Annotated in this window: 17 protein-coding genes; 5 read left to right on the forward strand and 12 right to left on the reverse strand. The window is 73.0% G+C overall.

The genetic code is table 11. The annotated features are described in order from the left end of the window. Nucleotides 1-101 precede the first annotated feature (101 nt). From BM242_RS08375 to BM242_RS08420, 10 genes are all read right to left on the reverse strand, one after another. The gene (locus tag BM242_RS08375) at nt 102-1,091 is read right to left on the reverse strand and encodes a serine hydrolase domain-containing protein (RefSeq protein ID WP_093838060.1); all 990 of its coding nucleotides are present in this window, start codon (nt 1,089-1,091) and stop codon (nt 102-104) included. A 188-nt stretch (nt 1,092-1,279) separates the two neighbouring features. Further along, nucleotides 1,280-2,188 (reverse strand): CDP-alcohol phosphatidyltransferase family protein, encoded by a 909-nt coding sequence (locus tag BM242_RS08380; protein ID WP_245833914.1) that lies wholly within the window; start codon nt 2,186-2,188, stop codon nt 1,280-1,282. Then, a complete protein-coding gene (locus BM242_RS08385; protein ID WP_093838061.1) occupies nt 2,175-2,822 on the reverse strand; it encodes a phosphatidylserine decarboxylase in 648 nt (215 codons plus the stop codon). The genes BM242_RS08380 and BM242_RS08385 overlap by 14 nt, the downstream gene beginning before the upstream one ends. A gap of 202 nt (nt 2,823-3,024) precedes the next feature. Next, nucleotides 3,025-4,245: an acyl-CoA dehydrogenase family protein gene (locus BM242_RS08390; RefSeq protein ID WP_093838062.1), complete on the reverse strand. Its 1,221-nt coding sequence runs from the start codon at nt 4,243-4,245 to the stop codon at nt 3,025-3,027. Between the two features lies 1 nt (nt 4,246). Then, entirely contained in the window at nt 4,247-4,756 is a 510-nt protein-coding gene (locus tag BM242_RS08395) for a MaoC family dehydratase (protein ID WP_093838063.1), read from the reverse strand. A gap of 31 nt (nt 4,757-4,787) precedes the next feature. After that, entirely contained in the window at nt 4,788-5,771 is a 984-nt protein-coding gene (locus tag BM242_RS08400; protein ID WP_093838064.1) for an HpcH/HpaI aldolase/citrate lyase family protein, read from the reverse strand. A 104-nt stretch (nt 5,772-5,875) separates the two neighbouring features. Further along, a complete protein-coding gene (locus BM242_RS08405) occupies nt 5,876-7,936 on the reverse strand; it encodes a protein meaA (protein WP_093838065.1) in 2,061 nt (686 codons plus the stop codon). A gap of 22 nt (nt 7,937-7,958) precedes the next feature. Beyond that, the gene (gene ccrA / locus BM242_RS08410) at nt 7,959-9,296 is read right to left on the reverse strand and encodes a crotonyl-CoA carboxylase/reductase (RefSeq protein WP_093838066.1); all 1,338 of its coding nucleotides are present in this window, start codon (nt 9,294-9,296) and stop codon (nt 7,959-7,961) included. Between the two features lie 379 nt (nt 9,297-9,675). Continuing rightward, nucleotides 9,676-10,461, reverse strand: coding sequence for a TetR family transcriptional regulator (locus BM242_RS08415; RefSeq protein ID WP_217652401.1), 786 nt, complete (start codon nt 10,459-10,461; stop codon nt 9,676-9,678). Nucleotides 10,462-10,537: 76 nt separating this feature from the next. After that, a complete protein-coding gene (locus BM242_RS08420) occupies nt 10,538-12,355 on the reverse strand; it encodes a 3-hydroxyacyl-CoA dehydrogenase family protein (RefSeq protein ID WP_093838068.1) in 1,818 nt (605 codons plus the stop codon). A gap of 472 nt (nt 12,356-12,827) precedes the next feature. On the opposite strand from BM242_RS08420, the gene BM242_RS08425 reads away from it, so the two are divergent. Further along, complete coding sequence (locus BM242_RS08425) at nt 12,828-14,462, forward strand: peptide chain release factor 3 (RefSeq protein ID WP_093838069.1); 1,635 nt, start codon at nt 12,828-12,830, stop codon at nt 14,460-14,462. Nucleotides 14,463-14,539: 77 nt separating this feature from the next. Beyond that, complete coding sequence (locus BM242_RS08430) at nt 14,540-15,025, forward strand: anthrone oxygenase family protein (protein ID WP_093838070.1); 486 nt, start codon at nt 14,540-14,542, stop codon at nt 15,023-15,025. Between the two features lie 24 nt (nt 15,026-15,049). Here the strand turns inward: BM242_RS08430 and BM242_RS08435 are convergent, their stop codons facing one another. After that, nucleotides 15,050-15,877 (reverse strand): endonuclease/exonuclease/phosphatase family protein, encoded by an 828-nt coding sequence (locus tag BM242_RS08435; protein WP_093838266.1) that lies wholly within the window; start codon nt 15,875-15,877, stop codon nt 15,050-15,052. Between the two features lie 171 nt (nt 15,878-16,048). On the opposite strand from BM242_RS08435, the gene BM242_RS08440 reads away from it, so the two are divergent. Then, nucleotides 16,049-16,483 carry a hypothetical protein gene (locus BM242_RS08440; protein WP_093838071.1) on the forward strand — a complete coding sequence of 145 codons (435 nt, stop codon included), beginning with the start codon at nt 16,049-16,051 and terminating at the stop codon, nt 16,481-16,483. A gap of 52 nt (nt 16,484-16,535) precedes the next feature. Here the strand turns inward: BM242_RS08440 and BM242_RS08445 are convergent, their stop codons facing one another. Continuing rightward, nucleotides 16,536-17,594, reverse strand: a complete 1,059-nt coding sequence (locus BM242_RS08445) for an Rv2578c family radical SAM protein (protein WP_093838072.1) — start codon at nt 17,592-17,594, stop codon at nt 16,536-16,538. Nucleotides 17,595-17,903: 309 nt separating this feature from the next. On the opposite strand from BM242_RS08445, the gene BM242_RS08450 reads away from it, so the two are divergent. Further along, nucleotides 17,904-20,498: a SpoIIE family protein phosphatase gene (locus tag BM242_RS08450; RefSeq protein ID WP_093838073.1), complete on the forward strand. Its 2,595-nt coding sequence runs from the start codon at nt 17,904-17,906 to the stop codon at nt 20,496-20,498. Nucleotides 20,499-20,776: 278 nt separating this feature from the next. Next, a complete protein-coding gene (locus BM242_RS08455) occupies nt 20,777-21,511 on the forward strand; it encodes a class I SAM-dependent methyltransferase (protein WP_093838074.1) in 735 nt (244 codons plus the stop codon). Nucleotides 21,512-21,520 lie beyond the last annotated feature (9 nt).

Here is a 21,520-nt window from a genome sequence, read left to right on the forward strand (position 1 = left end):
ACGACGATCGCGGGCCGGGCAGCGACGAGGACGGGACAAGGGGCCACTGACTGCCGCTCCGGCGCATGGGCGTACTTCCGCCGGAGCCTCACGGGCCGGCGTCATGGGCCGTTGCCGCCGCTGTACTCGGCCAGCAGGGCGAAGCCGTGCCGGTCGACGGACGCGGCGGTGGCGGAGAGGATGACCAGGCCGGTGCCGGCCTCGCGGTCGAGGCCGAGCCAGGACCGGAAGCCACCGGTGCCGCCGTTGTGCCAGGTGACCGACCGGTCCCTGACCTTGATCGTGATCCAGGCGGCGCCGATCCGGGTGACCGTGCGGTACCGGGCGACCGGATCGAGCGCGGCGACGCCCGGGGCGCTGCCGTCGAGCAGCGCCGCGGTGAGGCGGGCCATGCTGCCGATGGTCGCCCGGATGCCGCCGGCCGGTCCCAGCCCTTCGCCGGTCCAGGGCTGCATCGGCCGTCCCCGTCGGCCGGTGCCGGTGAGCGCGCCGGGCCGGAGCTGGTCCGGCGCGGCCGGGACGTAGCAGCAGTCGAGCTCCAGCGGGATGGCGATGCGCCGCCGGACCAGCTCCGCGTAGGTCGTTCCGGCGGCCCGGGCGAGGGCGTGGCCGAGCAGTTCGAACCCGAGGTTGGAGTAGCGGGGGCGCGGCCTGCGGAGCGGCACCTCCCGGGCCTGGCCGAGGAGCTGTCCGAGGTCCTCGCGGTAGGGGTTGGTGCCGTGCCGCCACAGGGCGATGCTGCGCCGCAGGGGCTGTGCGGACCTGGGCAGCCCGGGCAGGCCGGACCGGTGGGTGGCCAGCGACTCCAGCGTCACCCGCGCGGCGGGGGCGCCGTCCAGCGGCAGCACCTCGCCGAGCGTCGTGCCCGGGCCGATCTCGCCCCGCGCGAGCGCGTCGGCGTACAGCAGTCCGGTGACGCCCTTGGAGACCGAACCGATCTCGAAGTCGCTGCCGGGATCCGCGCCGCGCACCGCCGTCGTGGTGCCCCGGGGGGTGACCAGGGCCGCCGCGGCGACCGGATGGCGCCGGCCCAGCAGTTCGCCGAGCCGGGCGGCGAGCCGTTCGTCGCCGTGGAACGCCTCGGCGGTCATGACCGGCCGCCGTGCCGTGCGAGGGCTGCCGGCGCCGCGGGTGTCTGGTATCTGTCCATGCGTCAACGGTAGTTGACGTCCGTGGCACCGCCTCGGGGGAACCGCCTTGCCGGTGTGCACGGCCCGGGACATGGCAGGGGGCCTGCCCGGAGTCGGGCAGGCCCCCTGGCGGGCGGCGCCCGGCGCGCTCAGGAGCGGGAGGGGGAGGGGGCCTCGGCGGTTTCGGTGCGGGATTCGCGGATCCCGCGGCGGTGGTCGCGGAAGGCGTGGACCCGGCGGGCGGTGGCGAAGAGCGGGATCACCGCGCCCAGCACCACCTGCATCGAGCAGCCGGTCTGCAGCATCAGCTCGCCGCCCGGGGCGTCGAAGGCCCAGGCCGTCAGCATTCCCATGCCCAGCACGATCCAGCCCAGCATGGCCACGGCCAGCGGGCCGCGCGGCTTGGGGTACTCGACCCGGCTCACCATCAGCCAGGCCACGCCCAGGATGGCCAGCAGGGTCGGGAAGAAGGGGAGCTCCAGCAGGACGATGGAGACCACCGTCAGGGCGCCGAAGGGGCTGGGCATGCCCTGGAAGATGCCGCTGGGCACGGAGACGCAGGAGAACCGCGCCAGGCGGAGCACCACCGCGAGCAGCACGACGGTGGCGGCCAGGGCGGAGAGCGGTTCGTGGGCGTCGCCCACCACCATCCCCCAGACCAGTACGAAGTAGGCCGGCGCCAGGCCGAAGCTGACCAGGTCGGAGAGGTTGTCCAGCTCCGCGCCCATGGCCGAGCTGCGCAGCTTGCGGGCCACCAGGCCGTCGAACAGGTCGAAGACCGAGGCGCACAGCATCAGCAGTACGGCGGTGGCCGCGTTGTTCCGGACCACGCCCACATCGCCGCTGTTGGTGAGGTGGGGGATGAGCACGCCGGTGGTGGTGAAGTAGACGGCGAGAAAGCCGCAGGTGGCGTTGGCCAGGGTCAGCGCGTCGGCGATGGACAGCCGCAGGGACAGCGGCATGTCGTCGTCGTCCTCGTCGTCGGCGACGGCCTCCGGGACCCAGACCGACGGATCCGGGGCGCGGCCGGCGGTCGCCTTGGGGTCAGTCACGGTCAAGGCGCGTCACCCCCGCGGTGGTGCGCTCACGGAGGGAGACGGCCGGTTCGACGCCCTCCGGCAGGTAGACGTCGACCCGGGAGCCGAACCGGATCAGGCCGATCCGCTCGCCCTGCTCCACCTTGCTGCCCCGGGGAACGTAGGGGACGATCCGCCGGGCCACGGTGCCCGCGATCTGGATCATCTCGATGTCCCCGAGCTCGCTGTCGAAGTGCCAGACGACCCGCTCGTTGAACTCGCTCTCCTTGTTGAAGGCGGGCACATAGCCCCCGGGGATGTGCTCCACCGAGGTGACCGTGCCGGCCACCGGGGCGCGGTTGACATGCACATTGAGCGGGCTCATAAAGATCGCCACCCGGGTGCGGCCGTCCGGCCAGGGGGTGATCGACTGCACCACGCCGTCGGCGGGGGAGATCACCCGGCCCGGGGCGATCTCGCGCTCCGGGTCGCGGAAGAACCACAGCATGCCGGCGGCGAGCGCCGTCGCGGGTACGGCGGCGGCGGCCCAGCGGGGGGAGCGCCGGGACCGGGCGAGGGAGACGGCTGCGGTGACGACGGTCGGCAGCAGCCACGGAGAGGCACCACGCGCGAGGCGCACACGGCCGCGGGGCTCGGGGAGGGAGCGGTGGGGCATGGAAGACCTTCGTAGCGGGGGAAGCCGGACCCTGAAAGACGGTGCGGCCATCCGAATGCTATCGGCACAAGACGGTGGCCCGGCAAGCTGATCGGCCGGTCAAGGTCCTAAGTCCTGGCCGAGCTGTGATCATTCCGTCATCGGTCCCGGGCCGGACGGCCCGGGACCGATGACCGCGGCGGCGGCCGAGGGTGCGGAGGGCTCAGCCCGCGGAGCGGTACTCCTCCAGCAGCCGGCGGCCGATGATCATCTTCTGGATCTCGGCCGTGCCCTCGCCGATGAGCAGCATGGGCGCCTCGCGGTAGAGCCGCTCGATCTCGTACTCCTTGGAGTAGCCGTAGCCGCCGTGGATCCGGAAGGCGCTCTCCACGACCTCCTTGCAGTACTCGGAGGCGAGATATTTGGCCATGCCGGCCTCCAGGTCGTTGCGCTGCCCGGAGTCCTTCTTCCGGGCGGCGCCGACCATCAGCGCGTGCGCGGCCTCCACCTGGACCGCCATCTCGGCCAGCCGGAACTGGACGGCCTGGTGCTGGGCGATCGGCTTGCCGAAGGTGTGGCGCTGCTGGGCGTAGTCCACGGCCAGCTCGAAGGCGCGCTGCGCCACACCGCAGCCGCGGGCCGCGACATTGACCCGGCCGACCTCGACGCCGTCCATCATCTGGTAGAAGCCGCGGCCCCGGCCGTGTTCCGGGCCGCCGAGCACCCGGTCGGCGGGGATGCGCAGGCCGTCCATGATCAGCTCGGTGGTGTCGACGCCCTTGTAGCCCATCTTGTCGATCTTGCCGGGGATGGTCAGACCGGGCCGGACCTCGCCGAAGCCGGGCTCCTTCTCCACCAGGAAGGTGGTCATCGACTTGTGCGGCGCGGCGGACTCGGGGTGGCCCTCGTCGGTGCGGCAGAGCACCGCGACCAGATTGGCCGAGCCGCCGTTGGTCAGCCACATCTTCTGGCCGGTGAGCAGGAAGTCGCCGGTCGCCGGGTCGAGCACCCCCTTGGAGGTGATGGCGGAGACGTCCGAGCCCAGCGCGGGCTCGGACATGGAGAAGGCGCCGCGGATCTCCCCGGTGGCCATCCTGGGCAGAAAGTGGTTCTTCTGCTCCTCGGTGCCGTGCTGCCGCAGCAGGTAGGCGACGATGAAGTGGGTGTTGATGATGCCGGAGACCGACATCCAGCCGCGGGCTATCTCCTCCACGCACAGCGCGTAGGTGAGCAGCGACTCGCCCAGCCCGCCGTACTCCTCGGGGATCATCAGGCCGAAGACGCCCAGCTCCTTCAGGCCCGCCACGATGTCGCCGGGGTATTCGTCCCGGTGCTCCAGCTCGGTGGCGACCGGAATGATCTCCTTGTCGACAAAGGACCGGACGGTGGCCAGGATCTCCCGCTGGATCCCGGTCAGGCCCTCGGTCTGTGCCAGACGCCCCATCTCACTGCGCTCCCTTCGGCGCCGGGCGGCCGGGCTGCTCGCCGCCGCGTTCCCTGAGGTACGCGGCGGTGGGCACCATCACCCGGCGGCGGAAGACGCACACCAGGGTGGAGTCCTGCTTGTAGCCGCGGGTCTCGACGTGGACGATGCCGCGGTCCGGCTTGGACCGCGACGGCGTCTTGTCGAGCACGGTGGTCTCGCCGTAGACGGTGTCGCCGTGGAAGGTCGGGGCCACATGCCGGAGCGACTCGATCTCCAGATTGGCGATCGCCTTGCCGGAGACGTCCGGCACGGACATGCCCAGCAGCAGGGAGTAGATGTAGTTGCCGACCACCACATTGCGGCCGAAGTCCGTGCTGGACTCCGCGTAGTGCGCGTCCAGGTGCAGCGGGTGGTGGTTCATGGTGAGCAGACAGAACAGGTGGTCGTCGTACTCGGTGACGGTCTTGCCGGGCCAGTGCCTGTACACGTCCCCGACGGTGAACTCTTCGTAGGTGCGGCCGAACTGCATGGCGGGCTCCATGGGTGGGAAGGCGGCGGGGTCAGGCGGCGGGGGGCTCGAACGTCGAGGTGCGGGCCAGGCCGGCGGCCCGGCCCTTGCCCGCGACGACCAGGGCCATCTTGCGGCTGGCCTCGTCGATCATCTCGTCGCCGAGCATCGCCGAGCCCTTCTTGCCGCCCTCCTCGGAGGTGAAGTACGCGTAGGCGTCGAGGATCAGCTCGGCGTGGTCGTAGTCCTCCTGGGAGGGCGAGTAGACCTCGTTGGCGATGTCGATCTGGCCGGGGTGCAGCACCCACTTGCCGTCGAAGCCCAGCGCCGCGGCCCGCCCGGCCACCGCCCGGAAGCCGTCGGTGTTGCGGATCTGGAGGTAGGGGCCGTCGATGGCCTGGAGGCCGTGCGCCCGGGCGGCCATCAGGATGCGCATCAGGATGTAGTGGTAGGCGTCGGCCGGGTAGCCGGGCGGCTGCTCGCCCACCACCAGTGACTTCATGCTGATGGAGGCCATGAAGTCGGCGGGGCCGAAGATGATGGTCTCCAGCCGGGGCGAGGCGGCGGCGATGGCGTCCACGTTCACCAGGCCGCGGGCGTTCTCGATCTGCGCCTCGATGCCGATCCGGCCCACCTCGAATCCCATGGTCTTCTCGATCTGGGTGAGCAGCAGGTCCAGGGCGGTGATCTGCCGGTCGTCCTGCACCTTGGGCAGCATGATGCAGTCCAGGTTCTGGCCCGCGCCCTCGACCACCGTGATCACGTCCCGGTAGGTCCAGTGGGTGGTCCAGTCGTTGACCCGCACCACCCGGGTTCTGCCCGTCCAGTCGCCCTCGTTGAGCGCCTTGACCACGGTGTGCCGGGCGCCCTCCTTGGCCAGCGGCGCGCAGGCGTCCTCCAGGTCCAGGAAGACCTGGTCGGCGGGCAGCCCCTGGGCCTTCTCCAGGAAACGCGGATTGCTGCCCGGCACGGCCAGGCAGGAGCGGCGCGGGCGCAGCCGGTTCGGCGCGGCGGCGGGCAGGTCGGCGGCGGTCATGCGGGTTCCTCCAGGAACGGCTGAGGGGACGGGGGAGCGGCCGGCCGACGACGCCGCCGGTCCGGCGGGGCCGGCCGGGCCGCGCGGGGCGGTGTTCTCCGCGGTCATGCGGGAACCTCCAGCGGGTCGAGCCGGTGCGCGGACCGGATCGCGTCGACGATACGGCCGATGATCCCGGTGATACCGAAGTCCTTGGGGGTGAACACGGCCGCCACTCCGGCGTCCCGCAGTTCCCTGGCGTCGGCCGCCGGGATGATGCCGCCCACGACCACCGGGATGTCGCCGGCGCCCGCGTCCCGCAGCCGGCGCAGGATCTCCGGGACCAGCTCGCCGTGCGAGCCGGAGAGGATGGACAGCCCCACGCAGTGCACGTCCTCGTCCACGGCCGCGGACACGATCTGGCCGGGAGTGAGCCGGATGCCCTGGTAGACCACCTCCAGCCCGCAGTCCCGGGCGCGGACCGCGATCTGCTCGGCGCCGTTGCTGTGGCCGTCCAGGCCGGGCTTGCCGACCAGCAGCCGCAGCTTGCCGACGCCCAGCTCCCGGGCGGTCAGCTCCGCCTTGCGGCGCACCGCGGCCAGCGCCGGGCCGTCCGCGGCGGCGACCGCGAGCGGCGCGCCGCCGACCCCGGTGGGCGCCCGGTACTCGCCGAACACCTCGCGCAGCGCCCAGGCCCATTCGCCGGTGGTGACCCCGGCGCGGGCGCATTCCAGGGTGGCCGGCATCAGATTGCCGGTGCCGGCCGCGGTCTGCTTCAGCGCGCCCAGCGCCCGCCGGACCCGCTGCTCGTCCCGCTCGTCCCGCCAGCGGCCGAGCGCCGCCACCACCCGGGCCTCGTTGTCCGGGTCCACGGTCATGATCGCGGTGTCCAGGTCGGCGGTGAGCGGGGAGGGCTCGGTGGCCTGGTGGCAGTTCACCCCCACGATCCGCTCCTCGCCCGCCTCGATCCGGGCCCGGCGGCGGGCGTGCGAGGCCACGAGCTGGGACTTGAGATAGCCGGATGCCACCGCCTCCAGGGCGCCGCCCATCTCCTCGATCCGGGCCATCTCGGCCAGCGCGGCGTCGGTCAGCTCGGCGGTCTTGCCCTCCACCACATGGGAGCCGGCGAACAGGTCGTCGTACTCCAGCAGATCGCTCTCCTCGGCCAGCACCTGCTGGATGCGCAGCGACCACTGCTGGTCCCAGGGGCGGGGCAGGCCCAGGGCCTCGTTCCAGGCCGGCAGCTGCACGGCGCGGGCCCGGGCGTCCCGGGAGAGGGTGACGGCCAGCATCTCCAGCACGATCCGCTGGACGTTGTTCTCCGGCTGGGCCTCGGTCAGCCCGAGGGAGTTGACCTGCACCCCGTAGCGGAAGCGGCGCTGCCGGGGATCGGTGATGCCGTAGCGCTTGGCGGTGAGGTGGTCCCAGATGCGGGTGAAGGCCCGCATCTTGCACATCTCCTCGACGAAGCGGACGCCCGCGTTGACGAAGAAGGAGATCCGGCCCACCACCTCGCCCATCCGCTCCGGCGCCACCTGGCCGCAGTCGCGTACCGCGTCCAGCACCGCCACGGCGGTGGCCATGGCGTAGGCGATCTCCTGGACCGGGGTGGCCCCGGCCTCCTGGAGGTGGTAGCTGCAGATGTTGATCGGGTTCCAGCGCGGCAGACGCGCCACCGTGTAGGCGATGGTGTCGGTGGTCAGCCGCAGCGAGGGCCCGGGCGGGAAGACATGGGTGCCGCGGGAGAGGTACTCCTTGACGATGTCGTTCTGGGTGGTGCCGGACAGCTTCGCCGCCTCGGCGCCCTGCTCCTCGGCGACCACCTGGTAGAGGGCCAGCAGCCACATGGCCGTGGCGTTGATGGTCATCGAGGTGTTCATCCGCTCCAGCGGGATGCCGTGGAAGAGCCTGCGCATGTCGCCGAGGTGGGCGACCGGCACCCCGACCCGGCCGACCTCGCCGCGGGCCAGCACATGGTCCGGGTCGTAGCCGGTCTGGGTGGGCAGGTCGAAGGCGACCGAGAGACCGGTCTGGCCCTTGGCCAGATTGCGCCGGTAGAGCTCGTTGGACGCCTCCGCGCTGGAGTGGCCGGCATAGGTGCGCATCAGCCAGGGCCGGTCCTTGCCGCGCGGGGCCGGCGGCTGCGGGGCCCGCGGCCGGTGGCTGTCTGGGGTCTGGGACGTCATGGATGGACTCCGGCCGGTGTCGTCAGACGTTGCGGAAGCGGTTGATGGCCTCGGCGTGCCGCTCGCGCAGCTCCGGGTCGGTGACGCCCAGTCCCTCCTCGGGCGCCAGACAGAGCACGCCGACCTTGCCCTGATGCAGATTGCGGTGCACGTCGTAGGCGGCCTGCCCGGTCTCCTGAAGCGGGTAGCACTTCGACAGCGTGGGGTGGATCTTCCCCTTGGCGATCAGACGGTTGGACTCGTACGCCTCGCGGTAGTTGGCGAAGTGGGTGCCGATGATCCGCTTCAGGTTCATCCACAGGTAGCGGTTGTCGTACTGGTGCAGGTACCCGGAGGTGGAGGCGCAGGTGACGATGGTGCCGCCCTTGCGGGTGACGTAGACCGAGGCGCCGAAGGTCTCCCGTCCGGGGTGCTCGAAGACGATGTCGATGTCTTCGCCGCCGGTCAGTTCGCGGATGCGGCTGCCGAACCGCTTCCACTCCCTGGGGTCCTGGGTGTGCTCGTCCTTCCAGAAGCGGTAGCCCTCGGCATTGCGGTCGATGACCGCCTCGGCGCCCATCCGCCGGCAGATCTCCGCCTTCTCCGGGCTGGAGACCACGCAGACCGGGTTGGCGCCGCCGGCCAGCGCGTACTGGGTGGCGTAGGAGCCCAGGCCGCCGCTGGCGCCCCAGATCAGCACGTTGTCGCCCTGCTTCATGCCGGCGCCGTTGCGGGAGACCAGCTGCCGGTAGGCGGTGGAGTTGACCAGTCCAGGGCAGGCGGCCTCCTCCCAGGACAGGTGCCGGGGCTTGGGCATGAGCTGGTTGGACTTCACCAGCGCGATCTCGGCCAGGCCGCCGAAGTTGGTCTCGAAGCCCCAGATCCGCTGCTCGGGGTCGAGCATGGTGTCGTTGTGGCCGTCCGGGGACTCCAGCTCCACCGACAGGCAGTGCGCGACGACCTGGTCGCCGGGGCGCCAGGCGTTGACCCCCGGGCCGGTGCGCAGCACCACACCGGCCAGGTCGGAGCCGATGATGTGGTACGGCAGGTCGTGGCGGGCGGCCAGCGGCGAGAGCCGTCCGTAGCGCTCCAGGAAGGAAAAGGTGGAGACGGGCTCGAAGATCGAGGTCCACACCGAGTTGTAGTTCACGGCGCTGGCCATGACCGCCACCAGCGCCTCGCCCGGGCCGAGCTCCGGCACCGGCACCTCGTCCAGGTGCAGTGCCCGGCGCGGGTCCTTCTCCCGGGTGGACAGGCCCTCGAACATGCCGGTCTCGTCCTTGTGGACGGTGATGGCGCGGTACGACTCGGGCAGGGGAAGCGCGGCGAAGTCCTCGGGCGCGGCGTCGGCCGCGAGGATCGCGTTGAGGATGTCCTTCACGTCTGGAGCCTCCGGGGAGTGCGCCCCGCGCCGCTCGCGCGGGCGGGGAGGGACGGCCGGGCGGCCGTCCGCGGTCGGACGACAAGTGGGGCAAGGGAACTGCTGTCTGCCGTCGGTCCGGCGGCGGGTTCTCGGCTCCGCGCGGTAGCGCTGTGCCTGGTGACGCAGGCGTCCCACGGCGCCCGCAGCATCGGGACAGCGCCGTTGGATGACCACACCGTATGGCACGGCGTGCCAGCTTTCAAGACACTGAGTGCCAACAAATTCGCTCAGATGTCATCTGTGGGTTACGGATGAGCGTCATCTCACACGACAGGGCCGCTCCCCTGTCGGGGGAGCGGCCCTGCGGTGTCCGCCGGCGCGGCGCGCGGCCGGCCGGTCACGGAGGGGAAGGCGCCTCCTCGCGCCGCGCCAGCGCCTGCTCGATCAGCCGCATCACCTCGGGCAGCGAGGCATCCGTGCGGGTCACCGTGACCAGCACCTCGCCCTCGGCCGGACCGGCCGGGCGCGGCGGCCGGCCGGAGATCACCGGCAGATCCCCGAAGGCCCGCCGCACCACCGCGAACGCCCGGTCCAGCGCGCCCTCCACATCGCCCTGGCCGCCGGCGCGCAGCCAGCGCCGCAGCACATGGTTGTGCGCGGTGACCACCGCCGAGGCGGCCACCTCGGCCAGCAGCGGCTCGTCGATCTCGCCGTCCGCGCCGGGCGCCGACTCGTCGAAGTGGCCCAGCAGATACCGGGTGAACAGCCGCTCGTAGCGGGCCACCGAGGCGATCTCCCGCTCCCGCAGCGCCGGTACCTCACGGGTGAGCTGGTAGCGCTCCACCGAGACCTTGGGGGAGGAGGCGTACATCTTCATGACCTCCTTGATCCCCCGGCAGACCGTGTCCAGCGGATTCTCGTGCGCCGGTGCGGCGTCCAGTACGGCCTTGGCGCGCTCCAGGGTGTCGTCGTGGTCCGGGAAGATCGCCTCCTCCTTGGACCGGAAGTGGCGGAAGAACGTCCTGCGGGCGACGCCGGCGGTCGCGGCGATCTCGTCCACGGTGGTGGCCGCGTACCCCTTGGTGGCGAACAGTTCCATGGCCGCCGCCGCCAACTGGCGGCGTACCTTCAGGCGCTGCGACGCGGGCTGCGAGCGTGGAGTCGACTTGACGGGCTGGACCATGATGCGAACGTACTGTATCCGGCCGTCCTCCCGCGTGGTGTCCGTTCCCCGGGAGGACGGCGCGGACCGCGGCGGCTCAGGCGCGGGCATACTCACGGAACCCGCGCCCGGTCTTGCGTCCCAGGCAGCCCGCCGCCACCAACTGCCGCAGCAGCGGGGCCGGGGCGAGCGAGGGGTCGCGGAACTCCCGGTGCAGCACCTCCTCGATGGCCAGCGAGACGTCCAGGCCCACCACGTCCAGCAGTTCGAAGGGTCCCATCGGGTAACCGCCGCCCAGCTTCATCGCGGTGTCGATGGCATCCGGTGTGGCGTAGTGCTCCTGCACCATCTTCACGGCGTTGTTGAGATACGGGAACAGCAGGGCGTTGACGATGAAACCGGCCCGGTCGCCGCAGTCCACCGGATGCTTGCGGATGCGTTCGCAGACCTGGAGCACGGTGGCGTGCGCCTCGTCGCCGGTGAGCACCGTGCGCACCACCTCCACCAGCTTCATGGCCGGGGCGGGGTTGAAGAAGTGCATGCCGATCACCTCCCGGGGGCGGGAGGTGGCCCGGGCGCAGGCGATCACCGGCAGCGAGGAGGTGGTGGTGGCCAGCACCGCGTCCGCCTGGCACACCCGGTCCAGGGCGGCGAACAGCTCCTGCTTCACCGCCAGATCCTCGGCCACCGCCTCCACCACCAGACCGGCGGTGGCGAAGGACTCCAGGGAGTCGGCGGGGACGATCCGGGCCAGGGCGGCGTCCCGGTCGCCCTCGGAGAGCCGGCCCTTCTTCACCGACCGCTCCAGTGACGCGGCGATCCGGGCCCGTGCGGTCTCCGCCTTGGCCAGGCTGCGGGCGGCCAGCACGACCTGGTAGCCGGCCCCCGCGAACACCTGGGCGATGCCGGAGGCCATGGTGCCCGAGCCCGCCACCCCGACGGTGGTTACCGGGCGGGGCCGGGTGCGGCGTTCGGCCTGGCCGGGCGTGAGCGGGTCGGGGACCACGGTGGCGTTCTGCGGCGGGGCGGACCCGGCGTAGGTGTAGAAGCCGCGGCCCGCCTTGCGGCCGGTCATGCCCGCTGCGGTGAGCTGTTTCAGGACCGGGGCCGGGGCGTGCAGCCGGTCGCCGGAGGCGGCGTACATCGCCTCCAGCACGGTCCGCGCGGTGTCGATGCCGATCAGGTCGAGAAGTTCCAGCGGGCCCATGGGCAGGCCGCAGCCCAGCCGCATGGCCGCGTCGATGTCCTCCCGGGTGGCGTAGCGCGCCTCGTACATGGCGGCGGCCTGGTTGAGATAGCCGAACAGCAGGCCGTCGGCGATGAAGCCGGGGCGGTCGCCGGTGAGCAGCGGCTCCTTGCCGAGGTCCGCGGCGAGTTCGGTGACCCGGCCGGTCACCTCCGGGGAGGTGAGCACCGAGGAGACCACCTCCACCAGCTTCATCACCGGGACGGGATGGAAGAAGTGCAGCCCGATCACCCGCTCCGGGCGGGCGGTGTCGGCGGCCAGCCTGGTGACGGGCAGCGCGTTGGTGCCGGTGGCCAGGATGGCGTCCGGGCGGACGATGCCGTCCAGCGCGGTGAAGACCTCCAGCTTCAGCGCGTAGTCCTCGGGCACCACCTCGATGACCAGGCCGGCCCCGGCGGCGTCCTTGAGATCGGCGGAGGTGCGGAAACGGCCGAGCACGTCCCGGCGCTGCTGCTCGGTGATCTTCCGGCGCGCCACGGCATGTGCGGTGGACGCCTCCAGGGCCGCGACCGCGCGGCGGGCGGCGGCCGGGCTGATGTCGATGCCGGTCACCTCGCGGCCGGAGCGGGCCAGCACTTCGGCGATGCCGGTGCCCATGGTGCCCAGGCCCACCACGGCGACCGTGGCGAGGGCGGGAGGCGGGGCCGGGCGGGAGACGGAACGGTCCATCACGGGACTCCTCAGCGGTCCGGAAAACGACGAGGGGGAGGGCGCGGCTGCGGCCCGGCTGCGATGCGTGCAGCGCGGTGCCGTGCCGCGCGGCGATGCCGTGCAGGCTGCGGCGCGGGTGCGCGATGCCGTGCCGTGCCACGGGCACGGATGCGGCGGGCGCGCGCCGGGGAACACCGGCGGACCCTGTCCCGGGGGCCGTACAGAGGGGAGTGCCGGACCGATGGCACTCCGGGCGGCTGCGTCACCAAACCGCCTGAGCGTGGTATCGCTCTGATGAGCAGGCTAACCGGTCGGTAACCCCAGGGCCAGCCCCCGGCCCCGGCTTTTGCTGTGGCCCGCGCCACGCTCCCCGCCCGCCCGCCGGCCGGGCCCCGGGCGCGGCCCCTTTCCGCCGCGGTTTCCCCGGCGGCACGGCCGCCCGGTACATTCGGCCGGGTCCGGCAACACCCACCAGCGCGAATGAGGAACGGTGACTGCACCGACCAGCACAGCTGCGGCGCCCGGCACGGCGGCCGGGGAGGCCGCCCGGCGGCGCACCTTCGCGGTGATCTCCCACCCCGACGCGGGCAAGTCCACCCTCACCGAGGCGCTCGCGCTGCACGCCCGCGCCATCACCTCGGCCGGCGCGGTGCACGGCAAGGGCGACCGCCGGGGCGTGACCTCCGACTGGATGGAGATGGAACGCGCCCGGGGCATCTCGGTCACCTCCGCGGTCCTCCAGTTCGACTACCGCGGCCGGGTGCTCAATCTGCTGGACACCCCGGGCCACGCGGACTTCTCCGAGGACACCTACCGGGTGCTGGCCGCGGTGGACTGCGCGGTGATGCTGATCGACGCCGCCAAGGGCCTGGAGGAGCAGACCCGCAAGCTGTTCGACGTCTGCCGGCACCGCGGAATCCCGGTGATCACCTTCATCAACAAGTGGGACCGGCCCGGCCGGGACGCCCTGGAACTGCTGGACGAGATCGAGCGCGAGTTCCGGCTCCGGCCCACCCCGGTCACCTGGCCGGTCGGCATCGCCGGGCACATGCGCGGGCTGGCCGACGCCCGGGAGCCCGGCACCATGCTGCGCTGCACCCGCGCCCCGGGCGGCGAGAAGGCCGCGATCGAGGAGGCCCTGACCGCCGCCGTGGCCGAGGCGGAGTTCGGCGAGGAGTGGCGGACCGCCACCGAGGAGCTGGAGCTGCTGGCCGGCACCGGCGCCGCGCACGACCAGGCCGATTTCCTGGCCGGCCGCTCCACCCCGGTGTTCTTCGGCGCGGCGCTCACCAACATCGGCGTGCGGCTGCTGCTGGACGCCGTGGTGGACCTGGCCCCGGCGCCCGCGCCCCGGGAGCAGGCGGGCGGCGCCGCGCCGCGCCCGCTGGACGGGGAGTTCTCCGGCCTGGTGTTCAAGGTGCAGGCCAACATGGACCGGGCCCACCGGGACCGGATCGCCTTTCTGCGGGTCTGCTCCGGCGTCTTCGAACGCGGCATGACCGTGACCCGGGCCGCCTCCGGCCGCCCGTTCTCCACCAAGTACGCGCACAGCGTCTTCGGCCAGGACCGCACCTCGGTGGAGCGGGCCTACCCGGGCGATGTGGTCGGCCTGGTCAACGCCACCGCGCTGCGGGTGGGCGACACCCTCTACACCGGGCGGAAGGCGGAGTTCCCGCCCATGCCCACCTTCGCGCCGGAGCACTTCGCCATCGTCCGCCCGGCGGACATCGCCAAGTCCAAGCAGTTCCGCCGCGGCATCGCCCAGCTCGACGAGGAGGGCGTGGTGCAGGTGCTGGTCTCCGACGCCCGCGGCGAGCAGGCCCCGGTGCTGGCGGCGGTCGGCCCCATGCAGTTCGACGTGGTGCGGCACCGCATGGAGCACGAGTTCTCGGCCGCCGTGAAGCTGGAGCCGCTGGCCTACACCTGCGCCCGGCGCACCGACGCCGAGGGCGGCGCCGCGCTCAACCGCTCGCGGCTGGTGCACGGCGAGGCCATGACCCGGGTCAAGGACGGCGAGATTCTCGCCCTCTTCCCCAGCCGCTGGCATGTCGGCTCCTTCGAGCGCGAGTTCCCCCGTTCCCCCCTGGAGCCGCTGATCGCCGCCCACGAGCAGTCCGGGGACTGAGCCCCGGCAGACGCCCGCGCATGACGGCGAGCGGCCGGGACATGGACCCGGCGGGCCGCGGCTGCTGTGCTGGTGGCATGAACCCGGACGGCACCGTCCTCGCGGCGGCAACCCTGCTCACCGGCCTGATGGCCGGCCTGTTCTTCGCCTTCTCCTGCGCCGTGATGCCCGGGCTCGCCCGCACCGGCGACCGGGCCTTTGTCAGCGCCATGCAGTGGATCAATGTCAGGATCCTCAACCCCTGGTTCGGGCCGGCCTTCGCGGGCGCGCCGGTGCTCACCGCCGTGGCGGCGCTGCTGCATCTGGACGACGGGCAGCGGGCCGAGCTCGGCTGGACCGTAGCCGGATTCCTGTGCTACGCGGTCCAGCTGGCGATCACCGGCCGGATCAATGTGCCGCTGAACAACCGGCTGGCCGGGGCCGGCGAGCCGGCGGACGCCGCCGCTGCCGCCGCCGTGCGGCAGGAGTTCGAGGCCCGCTGGGTGCGCTGGAACCTGGTCCGCACCGTGGCCGTGATCGCCGCCTTCGGCTGCCTGCTGGCCGCCCTGCTCGCCCGCGGCTGAACCGGCCGCGCCCATCCGGCGCGGTCAGTCCTCCGGGGCGACGGCGAGATCGGCGAACACCGCCATGTGGTCGGAGGCCCAGACCCCGTCCACCGGGCCGTCGCCCGCCCGGCCCACCGACCGCACCCCGAAGCTGCTGGCCAGCCCGGGCAGGCCGAGATGGATGTAGTCGATCCGGGCGCTGACCGCCGCCGGATGGGTCAGGTAGCCGTTGGCCCGGTCCCAGGTCGCGGAGGGCTGGTGCGGATCGGCGTACCGCCAGACGTCGATCAGGGTCTGGCCGGGCACCGCCGGTGCCGTCTTGGCCCCGGCGAACAGCCGCATCTCGTCGGAGTCCGGCTCGGCGTTGAAGTCGCCGGTGACCACCGGCGGGAAGGTTCCCGTGCCGTGCCGCTCGGCCACGAACCGGGCCAGCTCCGTCACCTGGGCGCAGCGCACCGCGGAACCGGACGGCGCCGAGTGCAGATGGGTGGTGAAGAACGGCAGCCGCACCCGTTCCGCCTCCACCAGCGCGAACAGCGCCACCCGGCCCTCTGGTGGGCCGTCCCCGCTGGGCAGCGCGCGCACCTGGTGCTCGCTGATCGGCCAGCGGCTCAGCACCGCGTTGCCCACCGTCTCGCCGAGCTCGGTGACAAAGGGGCGCCAGTGCGGCGGCAGCCCGGCCGGGGCCCAGGCCCAGTGCATGTCCAGCTCCCCGGCCAGCCATCCGGCGAGGTTCTCGCCGCCGGCCTCCCAGACCTCCTGGAGGCCGACCACGTCCGGACGGGCCTCCCGCAGCACCGAAAGGATCGCCTTCCGCCGCTGCTCCCAGGGCCCGAACCGCCACCACAGATTCCATGTGAGGATGCGCACGCCCCGATCGTACGGTCCGGCCAGGACAGCCCCCGCGGCCGTGGCGGTGAACACCGTGCGAGAGCTTTCAACCGCACAGGGTGACCGGGTGCGGTTGTCCGCCGGTGTGCGCGGGGAGGCTGGCTGCGGCCGGTAGCGGCGGGTGGTCCGCCGGCCGGCCGGGGGAGAATCATGAAGAAGATCAGGTACGCGTCCGTCGCCGCACTGCTGGCCCTGGGGCTTGCCGCCGGTTCGGCGGGAAGCGCCGGCGCGGCACCGGCCGGCTCCGAGCGTCCGGGGCTGCGTGCCGGGGAGCGCGCGCTGCCGGGGGAGGTGTCCGCGCAGCGGACCTTCACCACCTGGGCGACCAAGGTCAATGTCCGGCACAACAACGCGGACTGGGGCGCGTGCAACACCTCGCCGTCGGTCGCCAACTGCCCCGATGTGCAGGGGCGGGTCAATCCGGGGGACTACTTCGAGGCATGGTGCCAGAAGGAGGGCAGCCAGACCGTCGGCGGCAATCCCTACTGGGTGTATGTGATCATGCCCTCCTTCGAGGGCTGGATGGCAAGCTACTACGTGGACCATCCGGACAATGTGCTGCCGGATGTGGCCTGGTGCGGCTGAGCCGCCGACGGCCCGCCGTGCCCCCGGTCCCGTCCGGGGGCACGGCGCCGCCTCACAGCAGGGTGAGCTGGGTGCCGGCCGGGCCGCCGGTGGCCGCCGCGGTCCCCGCCGGGTCCGTGGCGTCCGGCGGCTCCGGGCGGCGGACACCGCGGTGCGCGCCCGGCTCCAGCGGCCCGATGCCGTACTCCGCGGCCAGCTCGTGCACCTGCCGGGTGATCTTCCGCTGGTACCAGGTGGGCGCGTACGGGCCGGCGCCGTACATCGCCCGGTACCGGCCCGTCAGCCGGGGGTGGGTGGCGGCCAGCCACTCCATGAACCACTCCCGCGCCCCGGGCCGCAGATGCAGCACCAGCGGGGTGACGGAGGACGCCCCGGCCTGCGCGACCGCCCGCACCGTGGCGCGCAACTGCTCGGGGGAGTCGGAGAGGAAGGGGATCACCGGCGCCATCAGCACCCCGCACGGGATGCCGTGCGCGGCCAGGGTGCGCACCACCTCCAGCCGCCGCGGCGGGGCCGGGGTGCCCGGCTCCACGGTGCGCCACAGCTCCTGGTCCATAAAGCCCACGGAGACCGAGACGCCGACCCTGGTGCGTCCGGCGGCCTGCCGCAGCAGTTCCAGGTCGCGCAGGATCAGGGTGCCCTTGGTCAGGATGGAGAACGGATTGGCGTGGTCGCGCAGCGCCGCCAGAATGCCCGGCATCAGCCGGTAGCGGCCCTCGGCGCGCTGGTAGCAGTCCACATTGGTGCCCATGGCGATGTGCTCGCCCTGCCAGCGCGGTCCCGCCAGTTCCCGGCGCAGCAGCCCGGGGGCGTTCACCTTGACCACGATCTGGGTGTCGAAGCCGATGCCGGTGTCCAGGTCCAGATAGCCATGGGTGCGGCGGGCGAAGCAGTAGACACAGGCGTGGCTGCAGCCGCGGTACGGGTTGACCGTCCATTCGAACGGCATCCGTGAGGCGCCGGGCACCCGGTTGAGCACCGACCGGGCGCGCACCTCGTGGAAGGTGATGCCGCGGAACTCCGGGGTGTCCACGGTCCGGACCACCGCGTCGGTGCCGAAGAGGGCGGGCGTGGCGGTGGTGTCGCGGTCGCTCAGATGCTGCCAGCGCATGGGTGCCTCCTGGGCCGGGCGGGCCGGTGCCGCATGTCGTCGTCCCGGCCAGAATAGAACACTTGTTCGTTCGAGGGTGCTAGGCTCTCCGGCGAGGCGCCGCGAGGCCGTCGTTTCCGGGACTTCCCCGTGACGGAGCGCACCCCGGGAACGGCGGCGCCCCGCCCGCGGCCGGGACCCGCCCCAGGGGGTGCGGGTGTCCGGTGGGGCGCGTGCAGCGCGGGCGCACCACCTTCTTGACCATTGGCTCTCCCCGGGGCGGCGGAGCGGCGTACGGTGGATTCGCTCCCCGTTCGGGAAGGAGAAGAAGTGGCCGACGAGCCCGCGCTCCCCGAGGGCGGAACGCCTCCCCGGCATCCGGAGGAACCGGCCGGGGCCCCGCCCTCGGGACGGCTTCCCCTGGCCGTCGTCGTGGTCGATCTCTATGGACTGGTCTCGCACTGGAGTACCGGCGCCCGCCGGCTGTTCGGCCTGTCACGGGAGGAGGCGCTGGGCCGGTCCGCCGCCGATCTGCTGCCCATCTCCGGCGTGCTGGACGACGTGGGCACCCCGGTGGAGACCGCCGGCGGCGTCGCCTACCCGACCGACATCGTGCACACCACGGTCCGCCTCACCGGCGACGAGAACGACCGGACCACGGTGTTCGGCACCGAGGAGCAGCCGCCGCTGCGCCTCGCCGAGCCCACCACCGGCCGCTTCTACACCTCCGGCCCGCCCGCCGCCCCGGGAGCGGGCGCGGCGCCGCCGAGCCGGCTGGACATCCTCTACTGGGCCGTCCCGCTCACCGGTCCCGGCCCGCTGCGCCTGCTGGTGCTGGCCGCCGACGCCACCGGGCCGGCCCGCGGACTGGCCGCCCGGGAAGGGGGCCACGGCTCCGAGGCGTCCGCCGGCGCCCGGATCGCGGCCGGCTTCGCCCCGCCCGGCACCCTGCCCGGCGGCGCGGAACTCGCCCGCCGGCTGCCCGAGATCATGCCCAGCATGAACCCCCGGGAGAGCGGCGACATCACCGAGCAGTTGCTGGCCACCGGCTATCCGGTGCTGGAGATCAGCCACCGGGACCGCGTCCCCCTGGTGCCCGACTGGGGCGTGCCGCGCCGGGTCGAGCGCCGCAGCAGGCTGCTGCGCGCCGCCGCCCGGGCCCGTGCCGCCGAGGACGAGGAGACCGCCGGGGCCGCCGAGGCGGAGCTCGGTTCCGAACTGGAGTACGCCGCGGTCCGCGAGCGCCTGGAGTTCTTCAACGAGGTCAGCGCCGCCATCGGCACCTCCCTGGACCTGGGCCGCACCATCACCGAGGTCAGCCGCGCCGTGGTGCCCCGCTTCACCGATGTGGCCGGCACCTACCTGCGCGAACAGGTGGTGGCCGGCGAGGGCTTCCCGGACGGCCCGCCCGACGCCGCCACCCTCTGGCACCGGGTGGCCGTCGAGCACAACGACGAACCCGGCCGCTGGGACGATGTGGTCCCGGTCGGGGAATCCATGCCCTTCCCCGTGCACACCCCGTTCTTCCGGTGCATGACCACCGGTCAGCCGGTGCTGGTGGAGCGGATCGCCGAGCCGGCGGCCCGGCAGATCGCCGCCCAGTTCGAGAAGCGGGACATCTTTCCGCTGATCAACGGCCGTTCCATGCTGGTCGTGCCGCTCAAGGCCCGGCAGGTGGTGCTCGGCTTCATGATCCTGCTGCGCCACCGCTCCCGGGCGCCGTTCAACGACATGGACCGGGTCACCGGCGCCGAACTCGCCGCCCGGGCCGGACTGGTGCTGGACAACGCCCGCATCTACACCCACCAGGAGAACGTCGCCGAGACCCTCCAGGACAGCATGCTGCCCCGGGTACGGCCGCGGATGGCCGGCTGCGACATCGCCACCCGCTATCTGCCCGGCACCCGGCTCGGCCGGATCGGCGGCGACTGGTTCGACACCATCCGGCTGCCCGGCTCCCGCACCGCCCTGGTGGTCGGCGACGTGATGGGCCACGGCCTGCACGCCGCCGCCATGATGGGCCAGTTGCGCACCGCCGTGCAGACCATGGCCGCCATGGACACCGAGCCCGCCCAGTTGCTGCGCGGTCTGGACGACCTGGCCCAGCGGCTCGGCGAGCATTACCTGGCCACCTGCCTGTACGCGGTCTACGACCCGGTGCGCGGCGAGCTGCGGATCGCCAACGCCGGCCACATCCCGCCCGTTGTGGTGCGCGCCGCGGACGGCGGCAGCGCACTGCTGGAGCTGCCCACCGGCGCCCCGATCGGCGTCGGCCGGGTCGCCTTCGAGACGGTCACCGTGCCGGTGGAGCCGGGCGACCGCCTGGTGATGTGCACCGACGGCCTGGTGGAGGTGCGCGGCCAGGACATCGGCACCGGCCTGGCGGCCCTGTGCGAGTCCGCGGCCCATCCGGCCGCCGCCATGGACGAGGCCTGCGACACCGTCATCAGGGCCCTGGCCGCGGCGGACCGCAAGGACGACGTGGCCCTGCTGATGGCCCGGCTGAACGGCATCCCGGCCGGGGACGTGGCCCGCTGGCCGCTGGAGCGCACCGCCCGGGAGGTGCCGCGCGCCCGCCGCCTGGTCCGGGAACGGCTCGCCCGCTGGGACCTGGCCGGCGCGCTCGGCGACACCGCCGCGCTGCTGGTCAGCGAGATCCTGACCAATGCCGTCCGGCATGCCCGCGGCGGCACGGTGGCGCTGCGCCTGGTGCGCGCCGACGCCCTGCTGTGCGAGATCTCCGACGAGGACCCGGAGCTGCCCAAGCTGGCCGAGGCCGGGGCGGCGGACGAACACGGCCGGGGCCTGGCGGTGGTCAGCGCCCTGGCCCGGAGCTGGGGGACCAGCCGCACCGCGCGCGGCAAGACGGTCTGGTTCGAACTGGCGTTGCCGGCGCGGCGGCGGCACCCCCGTCCCGCCCGGTAGGCCACGGCTCCCGAACCGATCGGACGATAACCGGGACATCTCCCGGCTTCGACCGGTACGGTACCGAACTCTCCCCGTAACCCCGGGAGTTGCCGCCCTACTGTCGCCACCACGCACCATCGTCCCGGAACACCGCGACGCAACTGAGCACGCAGCTTGAGCACGCACAGACATCGGCATTGAGTCAGCAGGCTTGTCACGACACGGCCAGTGCCCGCGGCCCGGGAACAGCGGAGGCCACCTCCGGCGGCGGCACTGGGCCCCACTGGGGAGGACTGATGGACGCCACACGCACGCCGTCCGACTGGGAAGGCTTCTGGCGCAACGCGCCGCACGGCGCCAAGGAGGTGTTCTGGGACGCGCCCGCCGACCGGGTCGCCGACCGGCATCTGCCCGTGCTGGAAACCCACTTCGCCGCCCGGCTGCCCATGATCGACCTCGGGTGCGGCAATGGCACCCAGACCATAAGCCTGGCCGACCGCTTCCGGCCGGTGCTGGGCATCGACATCTCCGCGGCGGCCATAGACCGCGCCCGCCGCCAGGTGGACGGCCGGGGCGAGCGCCCGCCGGTGGAGTTCCGCACCGGCGATGCCGCGGACACCGCCCTGGCCGCCCGGCTGCAGGAGGAGCTGGGCGACTGCAATGTCTACATCCGCGGCCTGCTGCACCAGTTGCCGCCCGCCCTGCGGCCCGGTGTGGCCGATGCGGTGGCCACCCTGGTCGGCCGGCGCGGCCGGGCCTTCATAGCCGAGCCGGCCGAGGCGGCCCGGGGAATGCTGGCGGGCCTGCTGCGCCGTTCCGAGGGGCCGCCGCCCGGGCTGGCCGCGGTACTGGCCTACGGCGTGACGCCGCTGGAGATGCCGGACGAGGTCCTGCCCGGGCTGTTCCGTGCCGCCGGGCTGACCGTGCTGGCCTCCGGCACCCTGCCGCTGGCCACCACCGAACGGGACCCGGACGGCAAGGTCCTGGAGCTGCCCTCCAACTGGCTGGTGACGGGCCGCCCCGCCCCCTGAGCGGCCCGC

Origin of the sequence: Streptomyces aidingensis (assembly GCF_900112355.1) — a bacterium.
Classification (GTDB): domain Bacteria; phylum Actinomycetota; class Actinomycetes; order Streptomycetales; family Streptomycetaceae; genus Streptomyces; species Streptomyces aidingensis.